The sequence below is a fragment of the Bdellovibrio sp. HCB-110 genome (genome assembly GCF_047323225.1).
Taxonomy (GTDB): domain Bacteria; phylum Bdellovibrionota; class Bdellovibrionia; order Bdellovibrionales; family Bdellovibrionaceae; genus Bdellovibrio.
In genome coordinates, this window is sequence record NZ_CP178750.1 from 596,617 (window position 1) to 622,721 (window position 26,105).

At 46.1% G+C, this 26,105-nt stretch carries 25 protein-coding genes; 11 read left to right on the forward strand and 14 right to left on the reverse strand.

Annotation, left to right across the window (positions count from 1 at the left end):
• Positions 1-104: 104 nt before the first annotated feature.
• The 12 genes from ACL934_RS02850 to ACL934_RS02905 all read right to left on the reverse strand — a co-directional run bounded on the left by ACL934_RS02850 (position 105) and on the right by ACL934_RS02905 (position 12,036).
• Positions 105-1,073 (reverse strand): vWA domain-containing protein, encoded by a 969-nt coding sequence (locus ACL934_RS02850; protein WP_413613033.1) that lies wholly within the window; start codon positions 1,071-1,073, stop codon positions 105-107.
• A gap of 135 nt (positions 1,074-1,208) precedes the next feature.
• A complete protein-coding gene (locus ACL934_RS02855; protein ID WP_374077487.1) occupies positions 1,209-2,384 on the reverse strand; it encodes a Kelch repeat-containing protein in 1,176 nt (391 codons plus the stop codon).
• 211 nt (positions 2,385-2,595) lie between these two features.
• Complete coding sequence (locus ACL934_RS02860; RefSeq protein WP_374077489.1) at positions 2,596-3,072, reverse strand: hypothetical protein; 477 nt, start codon at positions 3,070-3,072, stop codon at positions 2,596-2,598.
• 14 nt (positions 3,073-3,086) lie between these two features.
• Positions 3,087-3,908, reverse strand: coding sequence for a hypothetical protein (locus ACL934_RS02865; protein ID WP_374077491.1), 822 nt, complete (start codon positions 3,906-3,908; stop codon positions 3,087-3,089).
• A 225-nt stretch (positions 3,909-4,133) separates the two neighbouring features.
• Positions 4,134-5,294, reverse strand: a complete 1,161-nt coding sequence (locus ACL934_RS02870; RefSeq protein ID WP_374077493.1) for a rhomboid family intramembrane serine protease — start codon at positions 5,292-5,294, stop codon at positions 4,134-4,136.
• Between the two features lie 12 nt (positions 5,295-5,306).
• Positions 5,307-6,110, reverse strand: coding sequence for a hypothetical protein (locus tag ACL934_RS02875; protein ID WP_374077494.1), 804 nt, complete (start codon positions 6,108-6,110; stop codon positions 5,307-5,309).
• 99 nt (positions 6,111-6,209) lie between these two features.
• Positions 6,210-6,821: a uridine kinase gene (gene udk, locus ACL934_RS02880; RefSeq protein WP_374077496.1), complete on the reverse strand. Its 612-nt coding sequence runs from the start codon at positions 6,819-6,821 to the stop codon at positions 6,210-6,212.
• A 9-nt stretch (positions 6,822-6,830) separates the two neighbouring features.
• Complete coding sequence (gene upp / locus ACL934_RS02885) at positions 6,831-7,460, reverse strand: uracil phosphoribosyltransferase (protein ID WP_374077498.1); 630 nt, start codon at positions 7,458-7,460, stop codon at positions 6,831-6,833.
• A 10-nt stretch (positions 7,461-7,470) separates the two neighbouring features.
• On the reverse strand, positions 7,471-8,685 hold the full coding sequence (locus ACL934_RS02890; RefSeq protein ID WP_413613034.1) for a URC4/urg3 family protein: 1,215 nt from the start codon (positions 8,683-8,685) through the stop codon (positions 7,471-7,473).
• Positions 8,678-9,925 (reverse strand): GTP cyclohydrolase II, encoded by a 1,248-nt coding sequence (locus ACL934_RS02895; RefSeq protein ID WP_413613035.1) that lies wholly within the window; start codon positions 9,923-9,925, stop codon positions 8,678-8,680. Before ACL934_RS02895 ends, ACL934_RS02890 begins: the two co-directional genes overlap by 8 nt.
• 11 nt (positions 9,926-9,936) lie before the next feature.
• The gene (locus tag ACL934_RS02900) at positions 9,937-11,412 is read right to left on the reverse strand and encodes an aldehyde dehydrogenase family protein (RefSeq protein ID WP_413613036.1); all 1,476 of its coding nucleotides are present in this window, start codon (positions 11,410-11,412) and stop codon (positions 9,937-9,939) included.
• A 138-nt stretch (positions 11,413-11,550) separates the two neighbouring features.
• Positions 11,551-12,036 (reverse strand): glutathione peroxidase, encoded by a 486-nt coding sequence (locus ACL934_RS02905; RefSeq protein WP_374077505.1) that lies wholly within the window; start codon positions 12,034-12,036, stop codon positions 11,551-11,553.
• A gap of 263 nt (positions 12,037-12,299) precedes the next feature.
• Here ACL934_RS02905 and ACL934_RS02910 point away from each other — a divergent pair, with 263 nt between their 5' ends.
• Positions 12,300-13,823, forward strand: a complete 1,524-nt coding sequence (locus ACL934_RS02910; RefSeq protein ID WP_413613037.1) for a hypothetical protein — start codon at positions 12,300-12,302, stop codon at positions 13,821-13,823.
• A 72-nt stretch (positions 13,824-13,895) separates the two neighbouring features.
• Complete coding sequence (locus tag ACL934_RS02915; protein ID WP_374077509.1) at positions 13,896-15,503, forward strand: hypothetical protein; 1,608 nt, start codon at positions 13,896-13,898, stop codon at positions 15,501-15,503.
• Between the two features lie 3 nt (positions 15,504-15,506).
• On the opposite strand, the gene ACL934_RS02920 is transcribed toward ACL934_RS02915, so the two are convergent.
• A complete protein-coding gene (locus ACL934_RS02920) occupies positions 15,507-16,694 on the reverse strand; it encodes an aspartate kinase (RefSeq protein ID WP_374077510.1) in 1,188 nt (395 codons plus the stop codon).
• Complete coding sequence (locus tag ACL934_RS02925; RefSeq protein WP_374077512.1) at positions 16,691-17,659, reverse strand: lytic transglycosylase domain-containing protein; 969 nt, start codon at positions 17,657-17,659, stop codon at positions 16,691-16,693. Before ACL934_RS02925 ends, ACL934_RS02920 begins: the two co-directional genes overlap by 4 nt.
• A 223-nt stretch (positions 17,660-17,882) precedes the next feature.
• Between ACL934_RS02925 and flgF the strand changes: the two genes are divergently transcribed.
• From flgF to flgK, 9 genes are all read left to right on the forward strand, one after another.
• Positions 17,883-18,698 (forward strand): flagellar basal-body rod protein FlgF, encoded by an 816-nt coding sequence (gene flgF, locus ACL934_RS02930; protein ID WP_374077513.1) that lies wholly within the window; start codon positions 17,883-17,885, stop codon positions 18,696-18,698.
• Positions 18,699-18,754: 56 nt separating this feature from the next.
• Complete coding sequence (gene flgG / locus ACL934_RS02935; protein WP_374077515.1) at positions 18,755-19,540, forward strand: flagellar basal-body rod protein FlgG; 786 nt, start codon at positions 18,755-18,757, stop codon at positions 19,538-19,540.
• A gap of 3 nt (positions 19,541-19,543) precedes the next feature.
• Complete coding sequence (gene flgA / locus ACL934_RS02940) at positions 19,544-20,473, forward strand: flagellar basal body P-ring formation chaperone FlgA (RefSeq protein ID WP_413613038.1); 930 nt, start codon at positions 19,544-19,546, stop codon at positions 20,471-20,473.
• Positions 20,470-21,243: a flagellar basal body L-ring protein FlgH gene (locus ACL934_RS02945; protein ID WP_374077519.1), complete on the forward strand. Its 774-nt coding sequence runs from the start codon at positions 20,470-20,472 to the stop codon at positions 21,241-21,243. Before flgA ends, ACL934_RS02945 begins: the two co-directional genes overlap by 4 nt.
• Positions 21,236-22,243, forward strand: coding sequence for a flagellar basal body P-ring protein FlgI (locus tag ACL934_RS02950; protein WP_374077521.1), 1,008 nt, complete (start codon positions 21,236-21,238; stop codon positions 22,241-22,243). The genes ACL934_RS02945 and ACL934_RS02950 overlap by 8 nt, the downstream gene beginning before the upstream one ends.
• A 553-nt stretch (positions 22,244-22,796) precedes the next feature.
• Positions 22,797-23,510: a rod-binding protein gene (locus ACL934_RS02955; protein ID WP_413613039.1), complete on the forward strand. Its 714-nt coding sequence runs from the start codon at positions 22,797-22,799 to the stop codon at positions 23,508-23,510.
• 80 nt (positions 23,511-23,590) lie between these two features.
• A complete protein-coding gene (gene flgM, locus ACL934_RS02960) occupies positions 23,591-23,917 on the forward strand; it encodes a flagellar biosynthesis anti-sigma factor FlgM (protein WP_374077524.1) in 327 nt (108 codons plus the stop codon).
• 137 nt (positions 23,918-24,054) lie between these two features.
• Entirely contained in the window at positions 24,055-24,573 is a 519-nt protein-coding gene (locus ACL934_RS02965) for a flagellar protein FlgN (protein WP_374077526.1), read from the forward strand.
• Positions 24,574-24,648: 75 nt separating this feature from the next.
• Positions 24,649-26,055 carry a flagellar hook-associated protein FlgK gene (gene flgK, locus ACL934_RS02970; RefSeq protein ID WP_374077528.1) on the forward strand — a complete coding sequence of 469 codons (1,407 nt, stop codon included), beginning with the start codon at positions 24,649-24,651 and terminating at the stop codon, positions 26,053-26,055.
• The last annotated feature ends 50 nt before the right edge of the window (positions 26,056-26,105 follow it).

The window sequence follows — 26,105 nt, forward strand, 5'->3', positions numbered from 1 at the left end:
GACGGGATTTTACTTTGTTCTCGAGGAGAACATTCAAGTTCTGTAATGGACAAATAAAAAAGCCCTCTGAGAAGAGGGCTTTTTCGTAGAGACTGGAGTTATTTTTATTTCCAGTCTTTAGGAACAAAGCTAACAATAAGTTCATCACCTGACATGGAAGACCAATCAATTTTATCTCCCAAGATCACCGCATTTTTCACAGAGTCATAAACCCAACCATAGTGCATGTCGCCTGCAACCAATGTCGTAGAGCCAAATGTCACAACGATACTGCTTGCGTCTGGAGTCGTTGTCAGAGGAATTTCTTGAGTTACTTGGCCAACGATGCCAGAGCCCAATTGACCTAATTGAGCTCCGAAGTCTTGAGCGCAAAGGCTGATCATTTTTCCATTCACCAACTTGATAGCAGTATCAAGACGAGTGCCTTGCTCTTCAGACGTTTTGCAATTCTTGTCGCCTGGAAGAACTTGAATGGACGCCACTGTTGCCTGGCCTGGATTTGGTTTAAGAGCTTTTACGAAGCTTGCAAAACTTTCTGGAGTTTGTTTGTCGCTTTGGTCATCGGCGTCTGTCAAAAGCACAATAGCAAGATGGGCATTGCTTCTTAGAAAGTCAGGATGATCTTGCGATAAGACAGGTTCGGAAAGTGCCGCAACGGCCGCCTCAAGAGGTTGCTCAGTAGCACTTCCATTTGTGCCGACATTTAGATTCGTAGCAAGAAGAGACAGGAAGTCGCCTTGCTTGCTGTCTGCAACTTTCGGATTGCCGAAGAACTGCCCACGGCAAATTTTAGTGTAACTGCAATCGTTGCTGGTTGTTGTAACACCTGCATGAACATGAACGCCATTCTTCAACACCGCTTTCGTCAATGCTGGGATATTCGCAATCAAATTCTTTTGGTGTTCCGACATGCTGCCAGAGTCATCAACAACAAAAAGAACGTCCAATTCGCTAAGTTGAGGTTGGACATGGATTTCCACTCGCCCTGGAAATGCAAAAGTAGTGTTAGTGATCTGCGCAGCCTGAGCTGTTGAAAAGCCTGCTACCAGTAGTACCGAAAAAAGCAAACGCATAAGTCCCCCTGTTTTGGAAGCCAGCTTAGGAGGGCGATTCAGAGGATTCAAGACGATTGTTCGGCAAAACGCGTCGAAAAGACGATTACCGGGCTGGTCACGGGCGAGAGTTCGCACCGTGACCATGTGGACAATTTATTCGAGAGTTTCGTTCGTGTTAGAAAGATAAATACGTTCGACGTCGTAACAAGTATGTAGGTAGCCATCCACCATCCTTGTGCCGCCGACGATCAGCAGGCTTCCATCTTCCAGTTCTGTCATTGTGTAGCCAGATCGTCCTACGCTGATGTTGCCTACTTGGGAGAAGAGTCTTGTCGTCTGATCTAGCGCATAGATAGCTTGGCCGGCGGCATTTGAAAAAGAACTCACAAAGACGATCTTTGAGTTTTGTAGTTGTAAAGCATTCTTACCAAAAGAAGCTTCGGGGAGAGTTGTCCAAACAGTCGTACTTCCTCCAGAGTAATATATTTCAGCATTCATTCTAAAGTTTGAGATTTCATACGAACCACCAATACTTAAAACACTTTCATCACTCAAAAGAAAACTTGAATGGCCATAACGGGCTTCGCGAAGAGGATTTGTTTGAATGAATGCTTCAGCATGTGCTCTGTAGACGTCTATAACCTCGACGGGATTACCATTTACACTCATCCCTCCAAGAACCATAACATCACCCGAAGGCAACAGAACTGCAGTATGGCTAGTGCGGGTGCTACTCATGCGATCGGGAAGAGTATGGATCTCATTTGTGACGGGATTAAATATCTCACCGTCATCCAGTGCCACCCATCGTACATTTTCATAGTCAAAGTAACTTCCACCAAGAATGAGAACACGTCCATCATTAAGCAAAGTGACCGTGGCTCCATTGCGATTCTTTGCCATGGAAGCAGCGACGGTGAATTCATTGGTGACGGGATCGTAGACTTCGATTTCGCGAGCCGGGAGTTCGCCCCCTTCAGGAGATCTCTTGAATCCACCGACCAGAAGAACGCGTCCATCATTTAAAAGAAGAGAGTTGGCGTGCAATCTTGATGCAACCACAGGTTGAGGTCCCCAAGTCCATTGATTGGTTTGAGGATCAAAAATTTCAGAGGATTGAATTCCTAATCCCACGTAACCACCCGTGATGATGACGCGGCCATCTTGCAAACGGGTTGCTGTGTGTCCGTAACGATCAGCGGAGATTTTTCCTAGTGAGGTATTGGAAGCAAGATCTTTCGCATCCTCCGGTGCTTTACAAGCCGCCAAAGTCAGTGAAAGGGCTGCGACAGCCAATATTCCAGAAGACGGTAATAAGAGTGTTTTCACGACGTACCTCCTTGGCACTCTTTCATTTTAGGTGTGCGAGAGGACTGCTCTTGTAAATTTTCTTTTATTTAGAAAAATGGCTATGATTTGAAGGAGCTAGGGAGTCTCAAATAAGGTCTGTTTTCTTTACACAACAGTGATGTTTCTCATTTTTGGACATGCTTGCTAAAGAGGAAAGTCCGCTCCTGTTTTTGGCAGGAGCGGAATCATATTACTGAACTTTTTTATCTTTCTTGTGAGCGCGTTCTTCCTTACGGGCCTGTTTTTTTTCCTCCCGTTTTTGTTTGCGCTCGTCTTTGCGAGCTTCGCGCGCTTCTTTTCTTTCTCTTTTGGCTTCAGCATCATCTTGGCGGTGCATAGATGAAACGGATTGACCTAAAGCTTTAGGCTCGACACCCAATTCTTTGGCGATTTTACCCCAACCCATTTTTTGTTCCGTGCGCATTTTCAGAACTTCTTCAACGGATTTGCCGGATTCTTTTGCTAAAGCGCCGACCATGCTGAATTGAGATTCAGAAATTTTCGAATCTTTCATCGCCTGAATCTGCGCGTCAGTGAATTCGTATGCAGGGGCTTCTTGTGTTGCCGCCGGCTCCGTTGTCGTCGTGGTCGCGGCTTCCTCAGCTTGTGCAGCCAGAGGATTGGCAAGGGCACACATCAGTAAAAATAAAAGAACTCTTTTATTCATATAACACTCCTTTGTTAGTAGTTAACGAGGAACTTTCCTAAAATTAAAGTTTCACTGTAATCTTGGTAACCGCTGCGGGATTTCTGCTGGTAGTTTTGCAGCGAAACCCCCGTGGACATTTGGGTTGATAATGTGCGATTGGCTTCCACAGTGATGAACGCGGCCGAGTAGCGTTCTTTGGAAGTATCAACCATACTGACCACTTGTCCGTTTTTGCGGGTGACTTGAGTTTCCGTGGTCAGATCGCGTGAAAAGAAATGGGTTTGTTTTATTCCCAGTTCTCCTAGAAGATCCCAATTCGCATCAAGCTGATACTCCGCCACGCCTGAAATAAGAAAGTAATAAGAGCTATATTCACTGCTGGAGGAAAGCGCAAATCCCACTTCTCCCACAGCCTCTAAATAAAGAGATGGATTGAGCTCGTAACCAAAGACTGCATTTTCACTCAGGATATGATCCAGACGATTTAAGGAGTAATAATTTTTAGCTTCATAAGCCGTCGTCAAATCCAAGGAAGATCTGCTTGAATAAGTTAAAGACTTCTCTAAAGACAAGGCGACTCCATAATTGGAAAAGGAGCTGTCTGTCGTCATCGGTTCACCATAGACGTATTCTTGCCCGCGCACTTCTATTTGGCAGGTTTTATCCGTCCAGCATTTCAGGCGATCGGACAATCCCCAGCTAAAAACGTCATTGGAATTTTCCTTGCTGTAGTCCCGATATCCAAGGCGCAAACCCAAAGTGTGTTCGTCTACAGAGAAGCTATTTCTTGTTCCCAAAGCCAGGAAGAAATCACTTTCTTTGTCCGTCTTCGTTAAGAGTGCATTGTCGGTCATTCCAAGTTCCAATCTGTTTCTCGAAGTCCAGTTCGCGAATCCAGGGGATGACAAACATAAGAAGAAAATATTTAAAGCAACCAGGTGTCGTAGGTATCGCATAGGATCTTATTATAGAAACCTCGGGCGATATTGAAAGAATAATGCTTAAGTGAAATTTACGCACGCCAAGCCGAGACGGGAAAAGAATGATGGGTTTTATTGAAGATCTTTTTGACAGTAAAATCAGACTTTATTTCTTCTTGTAATCCCCACGACAAGACCCACGAAAGCGCCGCCAAGATGCGCGAGGTGGGCAATGCCTTGAGGGCCCATTCCCCACAAAGCGAACTCCAAAAAAATTTTGATAACAACATAGGCTTGTATGGGCAGGGAGTATTTAACGAAGGTGGAATAATGAAGGAGTCTTCTGCGTCCTATCGGCATTATTCCTTGAAAGCGAGCTTTAGGAAAGAGGATGGAATAATAGACCATCATTGAGAAGACACCGGCACTAGCGCCTCCAATCATTGTTCCGGAACCTAGAGCCAGGGCCTCAAGAATGGTTCCGACAATATGACCGCCAATCACCACAGCCAAAAAATCGAAAGTAGGACTGACATCTTCGGCTTCACCCGCGATCAATCCAAAGAAATAAATATTTCCGAGAAGATGTCCCCATCCGCTGTGAACAAAGAAACTCGTGAAAAGTTTTTTGAGATTCTCAAGAGGAACATCCCCAACACGAAAGGCATAGAGATTCCACAGTTCCGGAATATTTTGACGGAACTTAAGGAACACCAGGAAACATATGCCGATAAATAAATAGGTGAAAAAAGGAAACTTTTTAATGACATATTTATTTTGAACGGGCGATTCATAAAATCGAGGATCAACGAGTGCGTCGAGATTGCGCATCTGAAAGGCTTCAAGATGAAGTCCATTAAGATTCATCTTCTGTGTATTTACGAAAGTCGCAAACGTTGTTCCTAGACCTTCCCCTTGGCCCTTGAACTTTTCGAACTCGGTAAAATCAAACCACACATGTTGGCAGGGAAAACAAATATCCAAAGGTGTTTCATTTTGTGGAGTTCGCAAAGGCTTCATTTTCTTTCTGCAGCTAGGACAGGTTTTGCCGATGTTTTGGGCCTGGTGAGCCACATGCAAAAGCTCTTGATAGGCCTTATCTCCTCCAACTCGACTTTGAAAACTTTTAAAGGAGTGCCAGCGTCCTCCACATCGAGTGCATCCGACGACGGACTGAGGAGGTTTTAAGAGTTTCAAAGTATTCAGACAATTCGGACAAAGCATATATTTATTGAAAGCAAAAAGACGAGCATTAGCAAGAACTGCTGAAAAAGAAAAACCCCAGGTCCTGAGAGGTCCTGGGGTTTTTCTAAAATTCATTTCTGATTTTAATTACGGTTGTTTTGGTTCTTCTGGCTTTTGGTTTACCAACCAGGTCGCCACGTTATCCAAAATGCCAGCAACTTGAGTGATGCCGTCGTAAGTTTCTTTGTCGTCATTCAAAAGTTTTTCGATGAATTCTTTAAGGCCGGGTTGATTTGCATCAAAACCTTTGTAAGCAGGGTTGATCACGACTTGAATTTTACCACTCACGCCGTTGGCGTTAGCAGCCAAAAGAGCTTGAACTGATTTCATCTCAACTTCTTCAGCCTTCAAGTCAGAAGGAAGTTTGCTGAGGTCGATAGTTGCATTCAAACGCAATTTCGCAGCCTCAACATTGCCTTGAGCATCTTTTTTAAGTTCTTCCATGGCGATATCAAGAACAGCCGCAGCACCGTATTTTTTCGTGTATTCAGCCGCGATATCTTGAGCCATTTTTTCAAGCTCAGCACCGAATTGGTTCAAGGTATCTTGGCCGAAAGCTTTTTTAAGGTCCAATTGCAAAGACAAGTCGCCCGTTGCTGTTGGAGCAGTGCCATCACCGTAGTGATACGTTGCATTTTGAAGTTTTAGAACTAGATCGTTCTCAGGTCCTTTTTTAGTTACTGTTGCAGTGATACCGAAATCCAAGGCGCGAACAGCATCAACGTTCAAATCCGTGAAGCTGATGTCCATTGTTGTTGATTCGTTGTTAAACGGAGCTGTGATCGCAGCGACTTTTTTATTCACTTCTTCTTTAGTGATAAGGCCCGCAGCGATAGCGAGTGAAGAAAACACGAACAAGAAAGGCGTGGCCTTTTTAAGCAATGATTTCATGAGAAACTCCCTTTTAGTTTATGGATGAGGGCCTTGTATCAGAAGACTCTCTCGGGTGGAAAGGAAAAAGGCACCCTCTTTCTGATCTGTAACTTAGAATTACCCGTGAAGTGCGGTGAGCTTGTGACAGAAGGCCTTTAAAGCTTCACTGTACTCGCCCAGGTCTTTCACGATAGTGCCAGCAAATGCTTTGGACGGTTCTACGAACTCGTTGTGCATGGGGCGTACATGAACTTCAAACTGCTTTTTAACTCCCTCAGGAGTGCGCCCACGCTCATTCACGTCGCGGTGAAGGCGTCTTTGGTAGCGCAGTTCTTCCGGAGTATCAAAGAACACAGCCTCATCCAGTTCCGCACGCACTTCATCTGAATGCAGAATCAAAATACCATCGACAAGAACAATCTTTTTTGGAGAGCTCTTGATGGTTTCTTTTTTGCGGGTGTGAGTGACGAAGTCGTAAATAGGAATTTCGATGTCATGGCCGCCTTTAAGTCGGCGCAGGCCGGCCGCGAGAAGAGAAAAATCCAGGCTGTTAGGGTGGTCGAAGTTGACAGAGCCGCAGCCTTCAAAGCGGTGCGATTGATCGATGTAGTAGTTGTCTTGGTACAGGATCATGCATTTGTCTTCGCCCAATTGTTCTTGCAATTGTTTTGCGAAGTGCGTTTTTCCTGATCCGCTTCCACCTGCTACACCGATAATATACACGCTCATGCATTGATCCTATTTTGTTTGAAACAAACGGTCCCCGGCATCACCCAGTCCCGGTACAAGGTAGCCCAGTTCATTGATTTCAGTCTCAATGTTGACTGTGTAGATCTCGACATCAGGATGAAAATGCAGGATGCGCTCAAGACCCGTTTTGCTCGCTAAGATGCTCAGCACCTTAATCTTACCTACGCCATAGTTTTTTAATCTGTCTATAGCTGCCACAATAGTGTCGGCTGTGGCAATTAAAGGATCGCAGAGTATAATTTCTTTAGTCTGCACGTCCTGAGGCATTTTAAAATAATACTCAACCGTATTGTGAATGAATTTATCGCGGTAGATTCCAATAAAACCGGTGCTGGCTCTTGGGATCATGGATAAAACCGCATCCAACATGCCATTTCCGGCGCGCATGATAGAGACCACCACAGGAGGTTTTACGATGCGCTCAGCGACCGTTTTAGCAATAGGGGTCTCAATAGCCACGTTTTCAAGGTGCTTCCAGTCCCGCATGGCTTCGTAAACGAGGATTTTTGAGATCTCTTTTACGATCTCGCGGAATTCATGGGAATAGGTGTCCTTGTCACGCAAGTAACCCAGTTTGTGTCTTAATAGAGGATGATCAATAACTTTTACTTTATCCACGATATACTCCTTAGAAAACTGTTCCATCGCTCTCGATTTTTAAAGGCGGGGAGCTGTCAGCACGTAAAGCCTTTGCCGCTTTACGACCCGCCCACCAAGTGCCACCCTCAAGAACTTTGGCCAATGGGAATTCTGAGTCCGATTTGTTTAATTTCATTCTAACTTTGTCACCGATACGATCGAGAAGAGAGACCGTGAGGCCGCGCCACTCGATGATCAATTCTGAGTCTGGGCGATGAGACTGCTCGATCAATTTGGCGTCTTTCAAAGTGATAAGACCCAGATCCAGGAGCAAACCCCCATTGCGGTATTCGGCAAGGCCCGTGAGTTTTTCAACTTCGACCAATTCAAAGCCCGCTTCCATCAAAGGTTCCATCAAAGAGTAACTCATCCACTGTGAAAGTTTGTGGAAGGCCGCGAGGCCTCCTGGAACTTTAGAGTAAGACCAGATGTCCCCCAGATTGACGCCACCCACTTTCACGCGACCAGGCCAAATTTCACCCAACCCATCAAGGACGGCGCGCAATACTTGGGGACCTGTGATCTTTTTGCCATAACGATTGTGAAGATAATCAACCAATCCACCGGGACGACCGCCAGGGAACAGATCTTTTTTCTCTGAAACCACTTGGCCTAAATTACGAAGCAAAGAGAGTCGGCCCGGAACGCCGATCAATGGATTTTCTGCCGTGACTTGAAAAGCTTCTTCCAAAGTTTTTTGCGAAAGATTTTTTAATCCTTCACCTGTGGCACGATAGGGATGGGTTTTATCGTGGGAAAGCTGTCCCGCCATAAAAAGATAAAAACTTGCAACACCCAGACCTTCAGATCTTGAAAAAGTTTTTCCCGAAGAAGCTTCTTTGTAAGACCAAGTATTTCCGGCTCCGGCATCCAAAAGGACCGACGTGATCACAAGATCCAACTTTGTGCGGGCCTTCTCCATGGGGTCAAAGCCTGTCATTTTCGCTTCAAGAGTTTTTACGCGATCAATAGCGCCCACACGAAAGTGGCCCCAGCGCGAATGAAAAGGAATATCCAGGCTTGGATAGTTGTCCTGAATCACTTCGACCACATAGTCTACGACGTGATTGAATTTTTCAGGATGATAATGAAAGTGAGTTTGACCTGATTGAGTCAGCTCGAAAATCTTCTCGGCACTTTGACGAATGGCCAAAGGGGAGAGAAGAAAATCCAAATCTTTTTCAGTGTAAGTATGGTTACTCATCGATAGGTCTTCCTTTGACGTTCTTAAGTTCTTCCGCAGTTTTTTTCTCGCCCGCATTGAAATAGCCTTTGGCTTTCTTGGCTTCGATTTCAACTTTGGCGTCTGCTGGGATGAGGTTTTCAGGAATAGAAATACGGTTCACAACTTCGATGCCACTTTTGATGATAGCATCGTACTTCATATTGCTCATGGAGTGTAGATTGTGAATTTTCGTGATTCCAAAGAAGTGTAAGATGTCTGGCATTAATTCTTGGAAGCGAGCGTCTTCCACTCCCGCCACGCATTCAGTGCGATGGAAGTAAGTGGAAGCAGAGTCACCGCCTTCTTGGCGTTTGCGGGCATTGTAAACCAAGAACTTCGTCACTTCACCCAAAGCGCGACCTTCTTTACGATAGTAAGCAATCAAGCCGACACCACCGCGTTGCGCGGTTCTCGCTGCGTCTTCGATTCCGTAAATCAAATAAGGACGGCAAGTGCAAATGTCAGAACCAAACACATCTGAACCATTGCACTCATCGTGTACGCGGCAAGTGAGTTCGACTTCCGGTTTTGCAAGATCTTGCGGATTTCCGAAAATGTAGACAGTCGTGTTGCCAATAGGTGGAAGCATGACTTTGAGATCCGGTCTTGTCACAAGTTCCGGGAACATACCGCCAGTTTCTTGGAAAAGAATTTTACGAAGCTCACCTTCTTCAACACCCAGACGTTGCGCAATCCCCGGCAAGTACCATACGGGTTCAAAAGCCACTTTGGTGATTTTGATATCTTTATTTTCATTGATGATCTTGCCATCAATTTTCAAACGACCTTGATCGATGGCCTCATAAATTTCGGGAATCTGCAAATGTGCTTGAGTAACGGCCACCGTCGGGCGCACATCGTAGCCTTCATCGAAGAACTGTTTAAAGTGGATGGGAACGTCAAATCCCCAAGGATCAATGGAAACCATTTTGCTAGCATCAAACCACGAAGCGAAGGGACCGATTTTGACGGGGCTTTCCGTGTTGTGCAAATCAGGCTTATGCAGAGTTGAGTATTTGCCTTGGGCAATGGAAAGCGCACGGTACACTGTGTAGCTTCCGCTATGTGTCCCGATGGCATTTCTTTTTTTTGTGTCAGTTAAAGACCCGATCACCGGCCCGCGTTCTGCTGCGGATTTTGCGCCCCAATTGATCGGAAGGCTGTCTTTAAAAACCTGGCTTGAGTGTGAAGTTAAAATAACATGTGATGATCTTTTCATAAGAACCTCTGTTACGACATCCAATTGCCGTCGTCTTGTTTTTCCCATTTCACTGTGACTTTTTTTACGTTCGACCAAAAATCCAAAGAGTGATGACCCGTGATATCTCCGTGTCCGAACTTGGAAGCGTTAACACCACCAAAAGAGAACGGCTCACGCGGCACAGGCACACCCACATTCACTCCCACCATTCCTGTGGAAGCCATGCGCACGACTTTCTCTGCCAAATTTCCGCTGGAAGTGAAAACGGAGCAGGCATTTCCATAGTCGACGTTGTTTTCGATTTTCATGGCTTGAGAAATATCTTGGCAGCGAATGATGCTTAGGACAGGACCAAAGAGTTCAATCTTAGCGACTTCGCTTTCAGGAGAAACGTGATCCAAGATTGTTGGGCCGATCCAATGACCGTCCTCCATTCCCGCAGGAGCTTTGGCTTTACGTCCATCCAAAAGAATTTTCGCTCCTTCTTTTTCGGCTTTAGCGATCGCCGTATTTAAGAAATCCACTTGAGACTTCGTGATGATTGCGCCCATGTCTTTGCCGAGCACCAACGAACTTGCGCGCTCTGTGATTTTTTGAATGTGTTTATCGACGTCACCCACGGCCAGCAAAACAGCCGCAGCCATGCAACGTTGACCTGCGCATCCTGTGAAAGAATCACTGATGCCGATACCTGAAAGCTCGGGATTGGCGTCCGGTAAAAGAACGATGTGATTTTTCGCTCCACCTAAAGCCAGAACACGTTTTCCCAATTGAGTGCCGCGTTCGTAGACAGCTTTTGCCACTTTGGTGGAACCAACAAAGCCCACAGCCTTCACGTTTTTATTATCGATAATCGCTTCGACAGTTTCTTTGCCACCTTGAAGAACTTGGAAAAGCCCATCAGGCAATCCAGCTTCTTTCAAAGCATCCGCGATTTTCATAGATGTCAGAGGTGTTTTTTCAGAAGGCTTCCAGATGTAAGCATTCCCTAATGTCAACGCGATAGGAATCGTCCACATCGGAACCATGGCAGGGAAGTTAAACGGAGTGATGTTGGCAACAACCCCTAAAGGTTCGCGGCGATATTCACAGGACACTCCACGAGAGACTTCCGTTTTTCCGCCTAAATCCATATTTTGTAAAGCAATGGCGAATTCTAAAACCTCGATGCCTTTAAGAAGACCGGCACGGCCTTCCGCAAAACTTTTTCCGGATTCAGAACTTTTCAAGTGAGAGATTTCGTCTAAGTCGCGCATCAAGATCTGACGGAAGTTGAACATCACCTTCGTGCGTTCCTTCATCGGAACTTCCGCCCATTCACGTTGCGCTATAACAGCTTTTTCGATCGCGTGTTTGACGTCTTCGGCCGTGGAGTTGTGAAACTCACCAATTTTTTTTCCAGTGTAAGGGCTGATGATATCGGATTTATTGCCGGAGCCTTTTTGGAATTTTCCAGAGACAAAATTCTGGCAATCAATAACCTGATTTGGGATCTGAACACTCATAGTTTTTCCTTCTTAGAAGCAATAAAAACTAGAATGATTGCTCAGCCCCAGAGCTTTGCCAAACGAAAATGAGTTGCTGTCAGTTTCGTAATGTTGAGTACATTTTTAGCGCGCAATAAGACGCGCGCGAGAATTGCATCAGGCCAATGCTTTTTGAATGTCTTCAGTGATATTTTTAGGTTCTTCTTGAGGAGCGTAGCGCTTCAAAACTTTTCCGTTTTTCCCAACGAGAAACTTAGTGAAGTTCCACTTGATCATCTCAGTTCCCAAAAGCCCCGGAGCTTCTTCTTTCAGCCATTGATAAAGAGGTTCCGCGTTGTCTCCATTCACATCCACTTTGGCAAGAACTGGGAATTTAACTCCGAAATTCATTTCACAGAACTGTTGAATCTCTTCATTGTTGCCAGGCTCTTGAGCACCAAATTGATTGCAGGGAAAACCCAAAACGGTGAAGCCTTGGTCTTTGAATTTTTCGTAAAGCTCTTCAAGTCCCTTGTACTGCGGAGTGAAGCCACACTTGCTAGCGACATTCACAACGAGGACCGCTTGGTCTTTGTACTTTTCCAAAGACACAGGAGATCCGTCGGCCGCTTTGACGGTGAATGAATAAAGATTTTTTTCCATGGTGAGCTCCTTATCTAGCTCGATTCGACAACAACGCATCCAAAATGAAAAGTAAAAATGTCGTGCGCCTTTCGAATTATTGTGAATTTGTTTGCGGTACAAACTTCCTCTTTGTCGGGAACGCAGTCTCAGAGTGAGACAATAAGAGCGAAAGAAGATGGTGAATACAAATGTGTCCTCACTTAATTCTGAGAAATCTTTGCGATTCTATTCAGAAACCTAGCCTTAATACCGATCAGTTTACCATGGAGAAAAAGGTATTATTGGTATCCTCCATTCTAAGTGTCTTGTTTTGGTGCTTGGGCGTTCAAGCATCGGGGGGCTTCTTAGGTTGCAAAGACTTCTGTGCAAGTCAGTATAATCCCGCAACAAATTTTAAAGGTTACGACAACTGCTTGGTACAAACTCAAATTGAAGGGTATTGTGGTCGCCGTCCAGGAGCAACTTCGCCAACTACGGAGGCCCGTGAGGTTCCTCCAGCCAACAATACTCAGCAGCAAAATCAGAACCAAAACCAAAACCAAAATCAAAACGCTCAATGCCAGACTCAATTTCAACAGATGTATCAGCAATGCACGACGGCCATTGAAGACACTTCTAATATGTGCGATGAAAAAAACGATGCAGGTATGAATAGTGTTTCGGCATCAGCATCACAAATAGCTTTGATGATGGGACAGCAGACGGCTGCGAGTATTCAGGCGGCCTGTTCAAAAATGGCGGACATCTCTCAAGCCGCCAACGGCGCTGTGGCGGCCTATCGTTTGGCGTGTAGCAATTCCATTAAGAGCTGTCGGTCGACGTGTGTCGAGTTGGTGAACTATGCAAAGGCCAACTCCACTTGTTTTTCTGGCAGTGCAGCGGTGACTCTGTCTCCGTCGGTTTCATCCGAAGTGCAACAGGTGGCAAATCAACTGCGCAATCAAAATGGTCTTGCGATGACGTCGTCGGCGGAGGCTCTTGCGGGTCGTTGCAATAACTATGATGCAAAATTAAATGAAGCCCAGCAGGCTATCAATAACTACGGAATGACGGCTGCGAATGCCAGCCAGTGTGCGGAACTCAGTAAAGGCACCACGACAGCGGCAGTGCCTGAATTTTGTAAAACAAATCCGACTTATGCAGGTTGCAATCCGGCAGCCCCCGTTGATTGTTCAAACCCTGAAATGGCGACGACAAATAAAGTTTGTGTGTGTTCTGTGAATCCCAATAATCCGATATGTTCTAATTCACAAAAAGTGGCAGGCGATGGCCCGAACACAAGTTTGATTGATTCGGCTTCTCGCGTGGCAACAGCCGGAGGCGCAGAAGAAATCACTGGTGATTTGCCAGGTCTCCCTTCAATTACTCACGGAAAACTTCCAGCAGGAGGTTCCGGTGAGAGTGTTGATGGACAGCAAGGTGTTGGCAGCCCTGTGAGTGGATCCAGCTCGGGCTCAAGCGGACTCGCTGGAAAAAATGCGGGAGAAGGTGAAGGTCGAGCGGCCGCAAATGCAGAAGGTGTTCTTGGCGGAACTTATGGTGGCGGAGGTTCCTATCGCGGAGTTGGTGGCGGTGGCTCAGGCGAAGGCAATAGTGCCGCGCGCGGAGTGGCAGCAAATAATCCGGGGATACCTGGACAGGGCGGACCTGATTTACGCCAATTTTTACCGGGCGGAAAATACGATCCGCGTTCCCGAGGAGTTGCAGGTGCCTCGGGGCCTGACGGAATTACCGGGCCCCATTCAAATATTTGGCAAAAGATTCAGAACAGATATCAAGTCGTGAGGCCTTCGTTGATACCTTAGCGTTTCAATACGAGACACAGTTATACTTTTGTAAAGTTAAGGTCAATTAGCGCCGATAGTACCATCATGGGAATGATTCGTTCGCTAGCGATCCAATTCATCTTTTTATCTCTTACATTCTTTCTCGGAGTGCAAGCACAGGCTGTTGAAACGTGTGGTGCTCAGACTTGTGGTGAGGGATATCAGTGCAATGCCAAGGGAAATTCTTTCGCAACGACCGTCTATAGATGCGTTCCTATTCCCGGTTTTGATATGGCAGCAAGTAGAGCCAAAAATGCCTGTGAGGCTGAATGTCAGCGAGAAGGCTACTCTTGCCAAGCGGACAATCAAGAAAGAACAAGTTATTCCTGTCGTGTTATTGCGGGTTCGCCTCAAGACAATGACAATCAATGCGTGGGACCATGTCAAAATGGTCGACCTGGCATGGTGAATGGGCGCTGTGATTGTATACCAGACAATGCGCAAAATCAGAATCAGGGCGCAACCTGCCAACAACAATTCGAACAAATAAGACAGCGATGTGGCACTCAGCAATCTGATACGGCTTACACTTGTGATGAAAAAAATGATTCTGGTATGTCAAGTGTGACCGATACGGCAGCACAACTTGCTTTGATGATGGGACAACAAACATCTGCAAGCATTCAAGCAGCTTGTTCGAAAATGGCGGACTTTACTCAAGCAGCGAACGGAGCTTTGGCGGCTTATCGTTTGACTTGCAGTAATTCCATCAACAGTTGTAAGTCGGCATGCACAGAGGCAAAGACCTATTTAAATCAAAATCAACAGTGTCTTACTGGTGGAAATCAACTGACGTATTCAAATCTTATGACGTCCGTGGATAACGATATTAAAGTTTGCAACAACTATAATTCCAAGGTGAATGAAGCGCAGCAAGCGATTCAAAACTATGGTGCGACTTCAGCCAACGCTTCTCAATGTGCTTCGCTGACAGAAGGTACGGGAAGTGCACCTGTAACAGAATTCTGTAAAGCCAACCCAACACATGTCAGTTGTGCGGGGGTGGCGGCCGTGGATTGTACAAATCCAACTCAGGCGACAACGAATAAAGTGTGTGTTTGTACGAAAAATCCTAATGATCCAATGTGTAGCAATTCGCAAAAAGCCGGTGGCAGTGATGCTGCCAGTATTGCCGGAGGATCTATTGACCCTGCTTCTCGTTTAGCAAAAGGCTCCGACAACGTGGACCTCGGCGGCGATGTTCCCGGTCTTCCTTTGCCATCTCCTGGAGCTTCAAGTTCTGGTAGCAGTCAAGGTGTCGACGGAAGTCAAGGCGGTGGCACAGTGGGTGGTGGCTCTGGTGGCGGCTCCGGCGGAAGTGCTTCTTCTGGCGGTGGCGGCGGTGGCAGTGCCAATGAAAATGGTGCGAACGTCAATGGTGGATTCTATGGCGGCGGTGGCGGCGGCGGAAAATTTGGCGGCGGTTACGGCGGTGGTGGAGACGGGTCTGGTGCGCGTGGTGTTGCCGGAGGAGCTGGTGGAATTCCAGGAGCTCAAGGTGGACCTGATTTAAGAAAATTCTTACCGGGTGGACAATACGATCCGAAACGAGGTCTTTCTGGAATGAGTGGAACTGATGGAATCACAGGCCCGCATTCAAATATTTGGCAGAAGATTCAAAACCGTTACAAGGTGATGAGTCCGACGCTTCTTCCTTAATTTTTAAATTAATTGATGCAGGCTTTCGATCACTTGTTTGCGGATCGGAGCCTCAACTAAAACAGTGACACTCATCGCACTGAGCATCAGCTTGTGACTAGGCAATTTCTTTTCAGATAAAATATTTAAAACTTGTTGAGTCATTTCTGGTGACGTTGCGCCTGTGCATGTGACTGTCACAGTAGAAAAATCCGTAGGCAATAACGAGAACTGCGGATGATTCTGCAATTCTTTTTTAATGGCTTGCATGATTTCCTGAGGACCTGTCAGAAGCATTTCAGTTTTATCCGCATTCATTTCACAGTGTAAAAGTTGCGGGAAGGCGATTTGCTTTTGATCGAAGAGAGTTTGCAAATCCTTAAGAGCTTTGGCCGGATTCTTTTCTTTTGAAAGAATTCCGAGAACCATTTCATGAGAGTTAAGTGAAAGAGCTTTGCAGGATTCAAACATATTCAATCCTTTTTTGACGAGAGTGCCGTCAGAAGTTTTATTAGAAGCGGGCCCGATATACAAAGTGACATTGCGAAGTTTTGCTAACTCCACGGAGCGATAGTGCAGAACCTTGGCGCCCCAGAAAGTCATCTCCATCAGTTGATCATAATTTAATTCTTGCAGAGGTTTTGCAGTTTTCACGATGTGAGGGTCCGCTGTGAAAACCGCAGGAACATCTTTTAAAATTTCGCAGCGTTCAGCATTAAATGAAGCGGCCATTGCCACAGCCGAAGTGTCAGAACCACCGCGACCCAAAGTTGTGATTTCTTTGGTTACTGGTGAAACACCTTGAAAGCCCGCAAGAATAACAACCTTGTTCGTTTTCAATGATTCTTCGACACGAAAGGCTTTCACATCTTTGATAAATGCATTGACGTGGGAATCGTCAGTAAAAATTCCGGCTTGGCTTCCCGTGAAACTGATGGCCGGGCAACCAAGGTCATTCAACGCCATACTCATTAAAGACATACTGATTCTTTCGCCGACGGTCAGAAGCATATCCATTTCGCGGCGTTGGGGATGGGAGGAGACTTGGTTGGCAAGGTCGATCAAAGAGTTCGTGGTTTTACCCATGGCACTCACAACAACGATCAAGGAATTTTCTTTAGATTGATTCGCGACTCTGGCGGCTACAGATTTGATTTTCTCAGGATCTGCGAGAGTGGCGCCGCCATATTTTTGCACGATCAGGGGTTTCATTCCAAAGCAACTTTCCGATGGTTTTGATAGACGTAAGAAGAAACAATTCGCGCGGCTCCTTTCGGAACGCGAATGAAGTGTTTATCCACCTGTCGAGGAATGTAACCCAAGTAGAGTTCCGCGTTCAAATCTTTTAATGACTTTCTGGTGACTCCCAAATGATCCGCCAAGGGGCCCAAGTCAGTGCCGCCGGGAACGAGGACGATTTCATACTCTAGCGGGTCCATCTTTTCTAAATCACGGAATCCATAAAGATTCGGAGCTTTGGCGATAAGCATTGCGGCCAAGATTTTAGGAACATATTCTTGAGTCTCTTGCGGAAGGGCATTGAGTTTGATGAGCGTCCAGTAATCTTTCGTACCATATTTTTTAATCTGACGACGCAGGCCGTTTTCACCCATGTTGTAACTCGCAGCAACCAAATACCAGGAACCAAACTCACTGTGAAGATCGCGAAGATAGCGAATGGCCGCCAATGTACTTTTCTTAAGATCACGGCGCTCGTCCAACCACCAAGTTTTACTAAGTCCATAACGTGAACCCGTGGCTTCGATAAATTGCCAAGGTCCTACAGCGTCCGCATGGCTGATGGCGTTGGGTGCAAAACCACTTTCGATCATCACCATGTAGGCAAGATCTAAAGGCAGGCCCGCATTTTTCAACTCTTCTTGAATGAAAGGCATGTACTTGTAAGAGCGCTGCAACCATTCACGAAACCATTTACTGCCGCGAGTGCCCTGATAGTACGCCACCCACTTGCTGACTTTTTTATTATAGGTCACAGGCAAATCGAAAATCAGATTGTCGGATTGAACGCGAGTTGAGCGCGCGGTCAAAGTTTTTAATTTCTCTTTGAGAGTCTGTGCCTGATTCGCGGGAGCGACGGGAGCTGTTTTTGGAGTTTCAGCGTGAGCTGAATAAGACGACAATAAAATTGGAAAAAGCAATGCAGCCCACGTTCTCATAAAGTTAATTATGAAGCCGATTCTTTGACACTGTCGACAAAGATCTGACAATTCCTTGGCTGCATCGACAAAGGTCAATGACTCGGTCAAATCCAAAAAAACTGGAGGCCAGAATTTTCTGCCACGGCAAAGGTCGAGGTTGGAACCTTTTTCCTAGACGAAGATCTGTCCTGTCAAAAGATGGCACATGCTTTGCTGCTACACACATTGTGGAGGAGTATTCATGTCGGTAAAAGGCGTCTACACAGCTCTTAGCGGAGCCATGGCTCAAAGTACAAAGTTAGATACCATCGCCAATAATTTGGCCAACGTGAATACACCTGCGTTCAAACGCGACCAACAACTCTTCCAAGAATATTTAACAGCCAATGAAAAACCACCAACGACAACGCAGATTCCTCGCGATGTCGCGTCCATCGAAAGTTTCTATAATATGCAAGGTGGCGATAAAAGTTTTGTCGACACGAAAGGAACATTCACTGATTTCTCGCAAGGCGGATTGAAGTCTACGGGAAATGCATTGGATGTGGCGATTGATGGCAAAGGCTTTTTTGAAGTGGCGACTCCAGGGGGCGTGAGACTCACTCGGGCCGGAAATTTCACATTGGATGGCTCTGGACAATTGGTGACGAAAGAAGGTCATCCTGTTTTGCGCGCGGGGGAGCCGGGTGCAGATCCCGCTTCACGGGTGATTCGTTTGCAAGGAACAGGAGCTATGACTATTGCTGACAATGGCGATGTGTTTGAAGGCACAGAGAACATTGGCCGATTGTCATTGGTGAATGTCAATAATCCGGACACTCTACAAAAAGTCGGCGGCTCTCTTTATACATTTAAGTCGAACAGCACTCCCGATATGACAAACGTCGCGAATCCAAGTTTGAAGCAAGGCTTCTTAGAAACGTCGAACGTCAATATCGTGCAAGAGATGACAGACATGATTTCCACCAATCGTGTTTTTGAGAGTACGCAAAAAGCCATCAGTGCTTACGATCAGATGGCGGATAAAATGGTTAATGTGGTGGGAAAAACGAATTAAGAAATTGATCCCTAGCAATTGCGCCAGGATGGCGTGAATGAAGGAAGGATTCCTCGATGATTAAAAGTTTGAATACAGCAGCGACGGGCATGGCCGCACAACAGACGAACATGGATGTGATTGCCAATAATATTGCCAACGTTTCTACAAACGGATTTAAAAGATCCCGCGCTGAGTTTGAAGATCTCATGTATCAAACACAAAAAGAGCCAGGCACGGCAACTGGAATGAATTCCTATTCTCCAACAGGCGTGCAAACGGGCCTTGGAGTTCGTACCGCTGCCATTCAAAAAGACTTTGCTGGCGGCAGCTCCCAAGTCACAAAAAATCCATTGGATCTGCAAATCGAGGGAGCTGGTTTTTTCCAAGTTCTGACTCCTGATGGACAAGTGGCTTACACTCGTGATGGCGCTTTCAAAAAAGATCCTCAAGGTCGCGTGGTTGATAAAAACGGAAATATTTTGCAACCTGAAATCACCGTTCCTCCGGATGTTGCAGGTTTGGAAGTGGCCCCGAATGGCGAAGTGCGCGTGATCCAAGGGTTGAACGACGCTCCACAAACCATCGGACAAATTGATATTACGAATTTCGTCAATCCAGCGGGTCTAAAGGCTCTGGGTAAAAACTTATTTTCGCAAACTCCATCCAGCGGTCAGGCCATTGCGTCTCGCCCAGGTTTGAATGGCACAGGTTACTTGGCGCAAGGTCAACTTGAAGCCAGTAACGTGAATATCGTTGATGAGATGGTCAATATGATCACGTCACAACGTGCGTATGAAACGAACTCGAAAGTGATCCAAGCTTCGGATCAAATGCTTCAATCTATTAATAACTTGAGATAATTGATGAAGAAATTTTTTGCAGTTCTTTTCTTTTTAACTCTTCAAGCCCAAGCAAGGCCTGAGGTTTCCATTCCTGGAAGTGTTGAAATTTCTCAGCGCCCTCTTTTGCGTTTGAGTGATATCGCATCGGTTTCAGGTGGAAATGAAGAGCTGCTTTCTTTCATGGACAGCATCGTGATTCGTGAAGATGCTCGTGAGTTGTTGTTATCTCAGCACTTGGAATCGCAAGAGATTCTTAACAAAGTGCGCACAGCGATGAAAACTCAAGAAGGACTAAAAAAATTAAATCCTTCTTTCAAAATTCCGTCGCAAGTAAAAGTGAGCTTTGCTTCAACTCCCATTTCCCGCGAAGAAATTGAAAGAAAAATTCATAATGCTTTAAAAGCGCGTTGCAATGAGTGCGAATACAAAGTGTCCATTCAAAGCACTCCGATCCCGGCGCAAAAACAGTGGGAGCTCGATTTTACGCAGCTTTCAGCAAAAGGTGGTTTCCTTTTACCACTGCGCGATGGCGATCAGCGCCAATTAAAATGGATTTCAGGAACAATTCGTGTGTCCCAATTAACCCCAGTGACGACACGATTGATCTTACAAGGAGAGAGGGTGCAATCCCAGGATGTCCGTATGGTGATGACGGATGTGACGTACTCCAAGGATGGAGCACTTCGCATTGAAGACATCCAAGGGCAGTTGGCCGCCCGCTCTCTTCCCATTGGAAGCCCCGTGTGGACTTCCGATCTCAAACGTGAACCGGCAGCTAAGAGGGGACAGATTGTTAAGGCATTGCTTGGCGACGAGGATTTTGAAATCTCCGTCAATATGCAAGCTGAGGACAATGGCTTTGTCGGAGATCTGATTAAAGTTAAAAACACAGAAACTCAAAAAGTTCTCTCGGGCCTCGTGATTGAAAAAGGTGTGGTGAAGTTGCAATGAGAAATGACAGCTTAAAATCTCTAGTCGTTCAGTTTATTTCTTTAGCCGCGTTGGTGTTTGCCACGGCTGGCTGTGCAACCATGAAAGACTTGTGGGCTTCTTTGGATGGCAAACAAGAAGAAACACCGGCTCTTGAGAATATCAAAAGTGCTCCCCGTTATTCTGACAATCAAAATATGGGTGTACCCACAGATCGTCAGTACAAACGCATGACGAAAAATCGAATGGAAGAGGAATCTGATCTGGGTGCGACGGCAGGTTCAACATGGGTGATGGAAGGCCAAGGCGCTTATCTTTTCGCACAAAACAAAATGCGCAAAGAAGGCGATCTTCTTAACGTAAAACTGGATGGCCCGGCATTAAAACAAGTTGAAACAAAAGTATCTGTGATCAAAAAACTTTTGAAACAACTTGAAGAGCAACAACAGCAGCAGCAACAACAAGAGTTGAATAACTCGTTGGCCGCCAATGCTGAAGGCGCGCGTGCGCCGGCTTCCGAGGCGAAAAAGCCGGAGCCTGCTAAAGAAGAAAAAGAAGAGGGCGGTTTGGGCGAAGTGCAAAACATTCCGACTCGTCTTATCGAAAAATTGGCTGATGGAAATTACCGCGTGAAAGGTCAGCAGCCTTTCATGATTGGAAAACGTGAATACAAAGTGATTGTCACGGGACTTATTCGTCCTGAGGACTTTAATGATCAAGGCATCACTTCGGATAAACTTCTCGATCCTCAATATGATGTTGTGAGCATCAGAAAGACACGCAATGAATAGAATTTTTCAAATCCTCGCTATCATCGCTTTATTCATTCTTGGTTATTATGAGGGCGCCAACGCGGCTCGATTGAAAGATATCGCGAGCATTCGCGGTGTGCGTGAAAACCAATTGATCGGTTACGGTATCGTGGTCGGCCTTAAGGGCACGGGCGACGGAAAAAATGAATTCATGAGCAAAAGTGTCGTGCGCATGTTCGACAAATTGGGAATGAAATTGGATTCTCCAGAGTTTGCGAGTAAAAATGCGGCAGCGGTGATTATCACAGGAACAATGCCGGCATTCGGTAAAGCGGGAAATCCCATTGATATCACAGTGAGCGCCATTGGCGATGCGTCCTCACTACAAGGCGGTACTTTGTTGCAAGCACCTCTTCGCGCTGCAAATGAACAAGTGTATGCCGTGGCTCAAGGGAGTATTGTGATTGGCGGCGACGGAAAAGATTCTCACACAACTTCAGGAAGAATTCCCAATGGTGCGATCATCGAACGAGATATGACAGCGGATTTTTCTTCCCGCAAGATGTACCGTTTGACATTGATCAATCCTGATTTCACGACGGCGGCGCGCTCAGTTCTTACGATTAACAAAGAGCTTGGCGGGCACTATGCCTCTGCAAAAGATGCAGGTACGATTGATATCATTACACCTTTTGCCTATGAAAATCGCGGCGTTGAATTACTCGCGACGATTGAGTCTATCGACATCAATCCCGACATGAAAGCGCGTGTCGTTGTGAATGAAAAAACAGGAACGATTGTTATCGGAGATAAAGTGAAGATCTCCAAAGTTGCTATCTCTCACGGTTCCATCGCTGTGAAAGTGGGCGACGGCAAAAAAGGCAGCGAAGAAAAAGTCGCTGTTCTCGATACAGGTGTGAGTGTTGGGGAGCTTGTGCAGGCACTAAACAAACTTGGTGTCTCGCCGAAGGACCTGATAACTATACTTCAGTCCATCAAGTCAGCTGGAGCTTTGCACGGGGAACTCGAAGTATTATGAAATTTGTGTTTCGAAATGACACAGTATTTAATAGAATTGAAATATTAGTATCTGACACATGGATGTGCCAGGTACGCGGGGAGGGTGAGGAAGAGATCGCGAACCATGGAAGGTCAAGAGTCAAAAGTTTCTCGCAGGAAACAGGAGCAATAGGTCAGCAAGCACCAAGGATTGGTGAACATGAGCCGAAGCTACACTCTAAGAGTCAAGCACAGGATGTGCATGATTCTCCGACTCAACTCCCCTTTTTTTCTCTTCTTTCGACAGACATTGTTGCGCTTGAGGAAAGAGGGACTCTGCAGAGAGTCCGCTCTTCGAACAGTCCTCGCGCAACCGGGATTTTCTTGGCATCGGTGGATGCTCGTTTTTTTTCTTCTGATTACTACTGCATTTCTTTCTTGGCGCTGCGGAACTTGATCGGGCACTCTGCAGAGTCCCTCTTTCCTCAAGCGACAAAGTTCGTGGTAAGAATGCAAAAGTGGGTTGGTGCTTCAATGCGCTTTGGGTTCTGGCCTTCGGCGGTACTTGCTTCCCCTCGTATCGGGAGCATTGCATGAGTGATGTGAATGGCGCTTCCGGGGGAAATGGAAATTTCAAAGCGTTTGATTCTAAGTTTATGAACAAACCACAGCAGAAAACTCCCGATCAAAAATTGCGGGATGTTTCTGACATGTACGAAAAGCATTTTCTTCGCGAGATGATGAAGGCGATGCGTTCGACAGTTCACGAAGGTGGATTTGTTCAATCTAATCAAGCTGAAAAAATTTTTAAAGAACAACTCGATGATCACTATGTTGAGAAGTGGGGCGAGCGTGGAGGTATCGGGCTTTCTGATATGATCTACAAGCAGCTACTTGATAAGTTTGGTGTGATGATGGGAATCAAGGCACCAGTTGCTAAGCCTCAAGGTCCACTTCCTATGGACGCAAAAAGTGAGTTTCGCGCGCAACCATTTCAACATCCTGGTAAAAAACAAGCAGTGTCCTATCGGATCGACCGCGCCGACGCAGTTGAAGGAGCTCGTGAATCCGTGAAAGCCCCATGGGATGGGGTTCTCCTGGGAAAGAAGTCTCTTGCCGACAATCAAACCATGGTTGAAATAGAACACGACAATGGTCTTAAAAGTCAGATGGTTTTTAAGGGTGGAGTGTCTAATGTTTCGACAGGTCAAAAACTGCAAGCTGGCGACACCCTTGGGTTTTTGAGTCCAGAGGCAAAATCACTTTACTGGACAGTAGAACCTGGACCAGAAACTGTCTCAGAATGATTTGGTGTAACTGTCTCAATGTGGTACTATGAAAAGAACAAAAGAGTGTGTTTTAGCACTCGAAAGCATGGAGGATCGCAATGAAGATCACGCACAACAAAGTCGGACAAAATTTGAATCTTACTGATTCTGCTCGTTCCGACAAAGCCGAAGGCATTAAAAATAAAGCCGCGGGTGCGACGAACAAAGCAGACGTTTTGTCTTCTTCTTCACTCGGTGAATCTTCACGTGTTGAACTTTCTCCTCGCGCTCAAGAAGCAAAACGCATCAAAGAACTTGCGATGTCTGCTCCTGACGTTGACGAAGCGAAAGTCGCTAAATTCAGAAAATTGATCGACGAAGGAAAATACCAAGTCGACGCTAAAGCTATCGCCGACAAAATGGTCGACGAACACTTAGAGTTCTAATCCGGCGGACGCCGGTAGTGCGCGCGTGAGCGCACAGAGCTGTAGCGTCGGCAGACGCGTAAGCTGAAGTAGCACCAAGTTGGAGTTACTAAAATAAAAAATCTCAACCGCAATAAGCGGCATCAAGGATGATGAAGATGGACGCAACAGTAGAAAGAGCGTTTCACAAGTTAGAAGCAAATCTCGAAGAGCTCACAAAGATCTATCGTTCTCTTCTCGATATCGTACGCAAAGAAAAAGAAATCCTTCTTAAAGCAGATCGCGACGCTTTGGATGAAAGCAACAAATTGAAAGAAGAGTTGCTCTTCAAACTTCGTGCGCAAGATTCTTTGCGCTCTCGTTATGCCATGGATCTTGCCACTATGGTTGGAGCGGATGTTGAAAATCCGCGTTTGTTGGAATTGGCCCAAAAACTTGCGGGCACTCCAGCAGCCGATCGTCTTCGCACTCAACATGCAGCCCTGGATATGTTGATCAAGCGAATCACTGAAATTAACAAAGAAAATGAAGAATACACAAAGTCCGCTCTGCACACTTTGAACGGCGCTTTGGATGATATCAAAGACACTCTCTCCGGTAAAAAAACTTACGGAGGCAAAGGCCAATACAAACAGGGCCCGCAAGTGTCAGGCAACTTCGTTAGTAAGGAAGCGTAAGGGCCGCGAGGCCGCAGTGCCGAAAGGGCGGAGCCCTGAAGGCTGAAGCAGTAACCCACCGGAGATGAGGATAGGATGTCTAAAATCTCGGCTATGATGGACACGGGTAAGCGCTCTCTGATGAACTCTCAGACGGCGTTGCAAACGGTCGGTCATAACATCGCCAACAAGTCGACTGAGGGCTTCTCTCGCCAGAGAGTGGAACTCATGACGAATCAGCCGATCACTGAAGGAAATCTTCAGATCGGGATGGGCGCGCGTGCGGGGGTCGTTACTCGTGTCAACAATCCATGGCTTGAAAAACAAATCCAAAAAGAAGGCATGAACATGGGATTCCAAGATTCCCGTACGGATGCCTTGAGCCGTGTCGAACAAATTTATAACGAACAAAACAACAAGGGTCTGAATCAGTACATGACAGACTTCTTCAACTCTTTCCGCGAGCTTTCAAACAATCCGGAAAGTTTGGCATCCAGAACAATGGTGCGTGAGTCTGCTTCGGCGCTGAGTAAAGATTTTGGTCGCGTGGTGGGACAGTTGAAGGCCGTGCAAGAAGACTTGGACGGACAAGTAAAAACAACGGTTGAAGAGATCAACCAGCTTTCTAAGGAAATCGCTTCTCTGAATGAAAAAATTCAGATGGTTGAAATTCAAAATACTCCTGCCAATGACGAAAGAGACCGTCGTGATCTCTTGCTCAAAAAATTGGGCGAAAAAATTGATATCTCATGGGCGGAAGGCAAAGACGGCATGGTCACTGTGACTGCCGGTCGCACAGGTATTCTGGTTTCAGGAAGTGGCTCTTCGGAATTGAAGGCGCAACAAACAGGGGATCGTGATCGCGTGGAAGTTTTCTTCGTGGGCACGGGATCTCCGGCAAACATCACAAAACAAATCACGGGTGGTCGTATCGGTGGTGCTTTGGATGTACGCGATAACGTGATCGAGGAACTTCTGACTCATGTGGATAACATGGCCTACACTTTGGCTAAAGAAGTGAACACAGCCCATATCGAGGGGTTTGATAAAAGCGGACGTCCTGGCGTTTTGTTTTTTGATATGCCTGAAACGGTAAAGGGAGCTGCATCGGTTATCGGATTAAATAAAACAATCTTTAACGATGTTGGCAGAATCGCGGCCGGAGCCCAGTCGGGAGCGACAGGTGATAACACGGTTGCCAACGTGATCTCGTCATTGCAATACCGTCAAGTGATGGGTGATGGCACGTCGACTCTGGATGATTACTACAATACGCAAGTCGGTCAGATCGGTGCGATCGCGCAACGTGCGGTGAAATCCCAAGAGTCACAAAAGAATGTCTTGAGTCAGCTCACAAACATTCGCGAGAGCATCAGCGGTGTGTCTTTGGATGAAGAGACGACAAAGATGATCGAGTTCCAAAAAACTTACGATGCATCGGCACGCTTGATTAAAACAGCGGATGAAATGTTTGATACAGTACTGAATCTTAAGCGGCTGTAGCCGGCAGAGCTGAAGGCCTGAGGCCGTAAGCTGAAGCAGTATAGGAAAAG

Coding starts and splice junctions, on each gene's coding strand:
- ACL934_RS02920 (WP_374077510.1), bottom strand. CDS start 16,694: ATGAAACCCCTGATCGTGCAAAAATATGGCGGCGCCACTCTCGCAGAT.
- ACL934_RS02850 (WP_413613033.1), bottom strand. CDS start 1,073: ATGCGTTTGCTTTTTTCGGTACTACTGGTAGCAGGCTTTTCAACAGCT.
- ACL934_RS02890 (WP_413613034.1), bottom strand. CDS start 8,685: ATGAGTAACCATACTTACACTGAAAAAGATTTGGATTTTCTTCTCTCC.
- ACL934_RS02965 (WP_374077526.1), top strand. CDS start 24,055: ATGGACGCAACAGTAGAAAGAGCGTTTCACAAGTTAGAAGCAAATCTC.
- flgM (WP_374077524.1), top strand. CDS start 23,591: ATGAAGATCACGCACAACAAAGTCGGACAAAATTTGAATCTTACTGAT.
- flgK (WP_374077528.1), top strand. CDS start 24,649: ATGTCTAAAATCTCGGCTATGATGGACACGGGTAAGCGCTCTCTGATG.
- ACL934_RS02915 (WP_374077509.1), top strand. CDS start 13,896: ATGATTCGTTCGCTAGCGATCCAATTCATCTTTTTATCTCTTACATTC.
- udk (WP_374077496.1), bottom strand. CDS start 6,821: ATGAGCGTGTATATTATCGGTGTAGCAGGTGGAAGCGGATCAGGAAAA.
- ACL934_RS02895 (WP_413613035.1), bottom strand. CDS start 9,925: ATGAAAAGATCATCACATGTTATTTTAACTTCACACTCAAGCCAGGTT.
- ACL934_RS02950 (WP_374077521.1), top strand. CDS start 21,236: ATGAATAGAATTTTTCAAATCCTCGCTATCATCGCTTTATTCATTCTT.
- ACL934_RS02900 (WP_413613036.1), bottom strand. CDS start 11,412: ATGAGTGTTCAGATCCCAAATCAGGTTATTGATTGCCAGAATTTTGTC.
- ACL934_RS02860 (WP_374077489.1), bottom strand. CDS start 3,072: ATGAATAAAAGAGTTCTTTTATTTTTACTGATGTGTGCCCTTGCCAAT.
- ACL934_RS02955 (WP_413613039.1), top strand. CDS start 22,797: ATGAGTGATGTGAATGGCGCTTCCGGGGGAAATGGAAATTTCAAAGCG.
- ACL934_RS02925 (WP_374077512.1), bottom strand. CDS start 17,659: ATGAGAACGTGGGCTGCATTGCTTTTTCCAATTTTATTGTCGTCTTAT.
- ACL934_RS02945 (WP_374077519.1), top strand. CDS start 20,470: ATGAGAAATGACAGCTTAAAATCTCTAGTCGTTCAGTTTATTTCTTTA.
- ACL934_RS02865 (WP_374077491.1), bottom strand. CDS start 3,908: ATGACCGACAATGCACTCTTAACGAAGACGGACAAAGAAAGTGATTTC.
- ACL934_RS02870 (WP_374077493.1), bottom strand. CDS start 5,294: ATGAATTTTAGAAAAACCCCAGGACCTCTCAGGACCTGGGGTTTTTCT.
- ACL934_RS02875 (WP_374077494.1), bottom strand. CDS start 6,110: ATGAAATCATTGCTTAAAAAGGCCACGCCTTTCTTGTTCGTGTTTTCT.
- flgG (WP_374077515.1), top strand. CDS start 18,755: ATGATTAAAAGTTTGAATACAGCAGCGACGGGCATGGCCGCACAACAG.
- flgF (WP_374077513.1), top strand. CDS start 17,883: ATGTCGGTAAAAGGCGTCTACACAGCTCTTAGCGGAGCCATGGCTCAA.
- flgA (WP_413613038.1), top strand. CDS start 19,544: ATGAAGAAATTTTTTGCAGTTCTTTTCTTTTTAACTCTTCAAGCCCAA.
- ACL934_RS02905 (WP_374077505.1), bottom strand. CDS start 12,036: ATGGAAAAAAATCTTTATTCATTCACCGTCAAAGCGGCCGACGGATCT.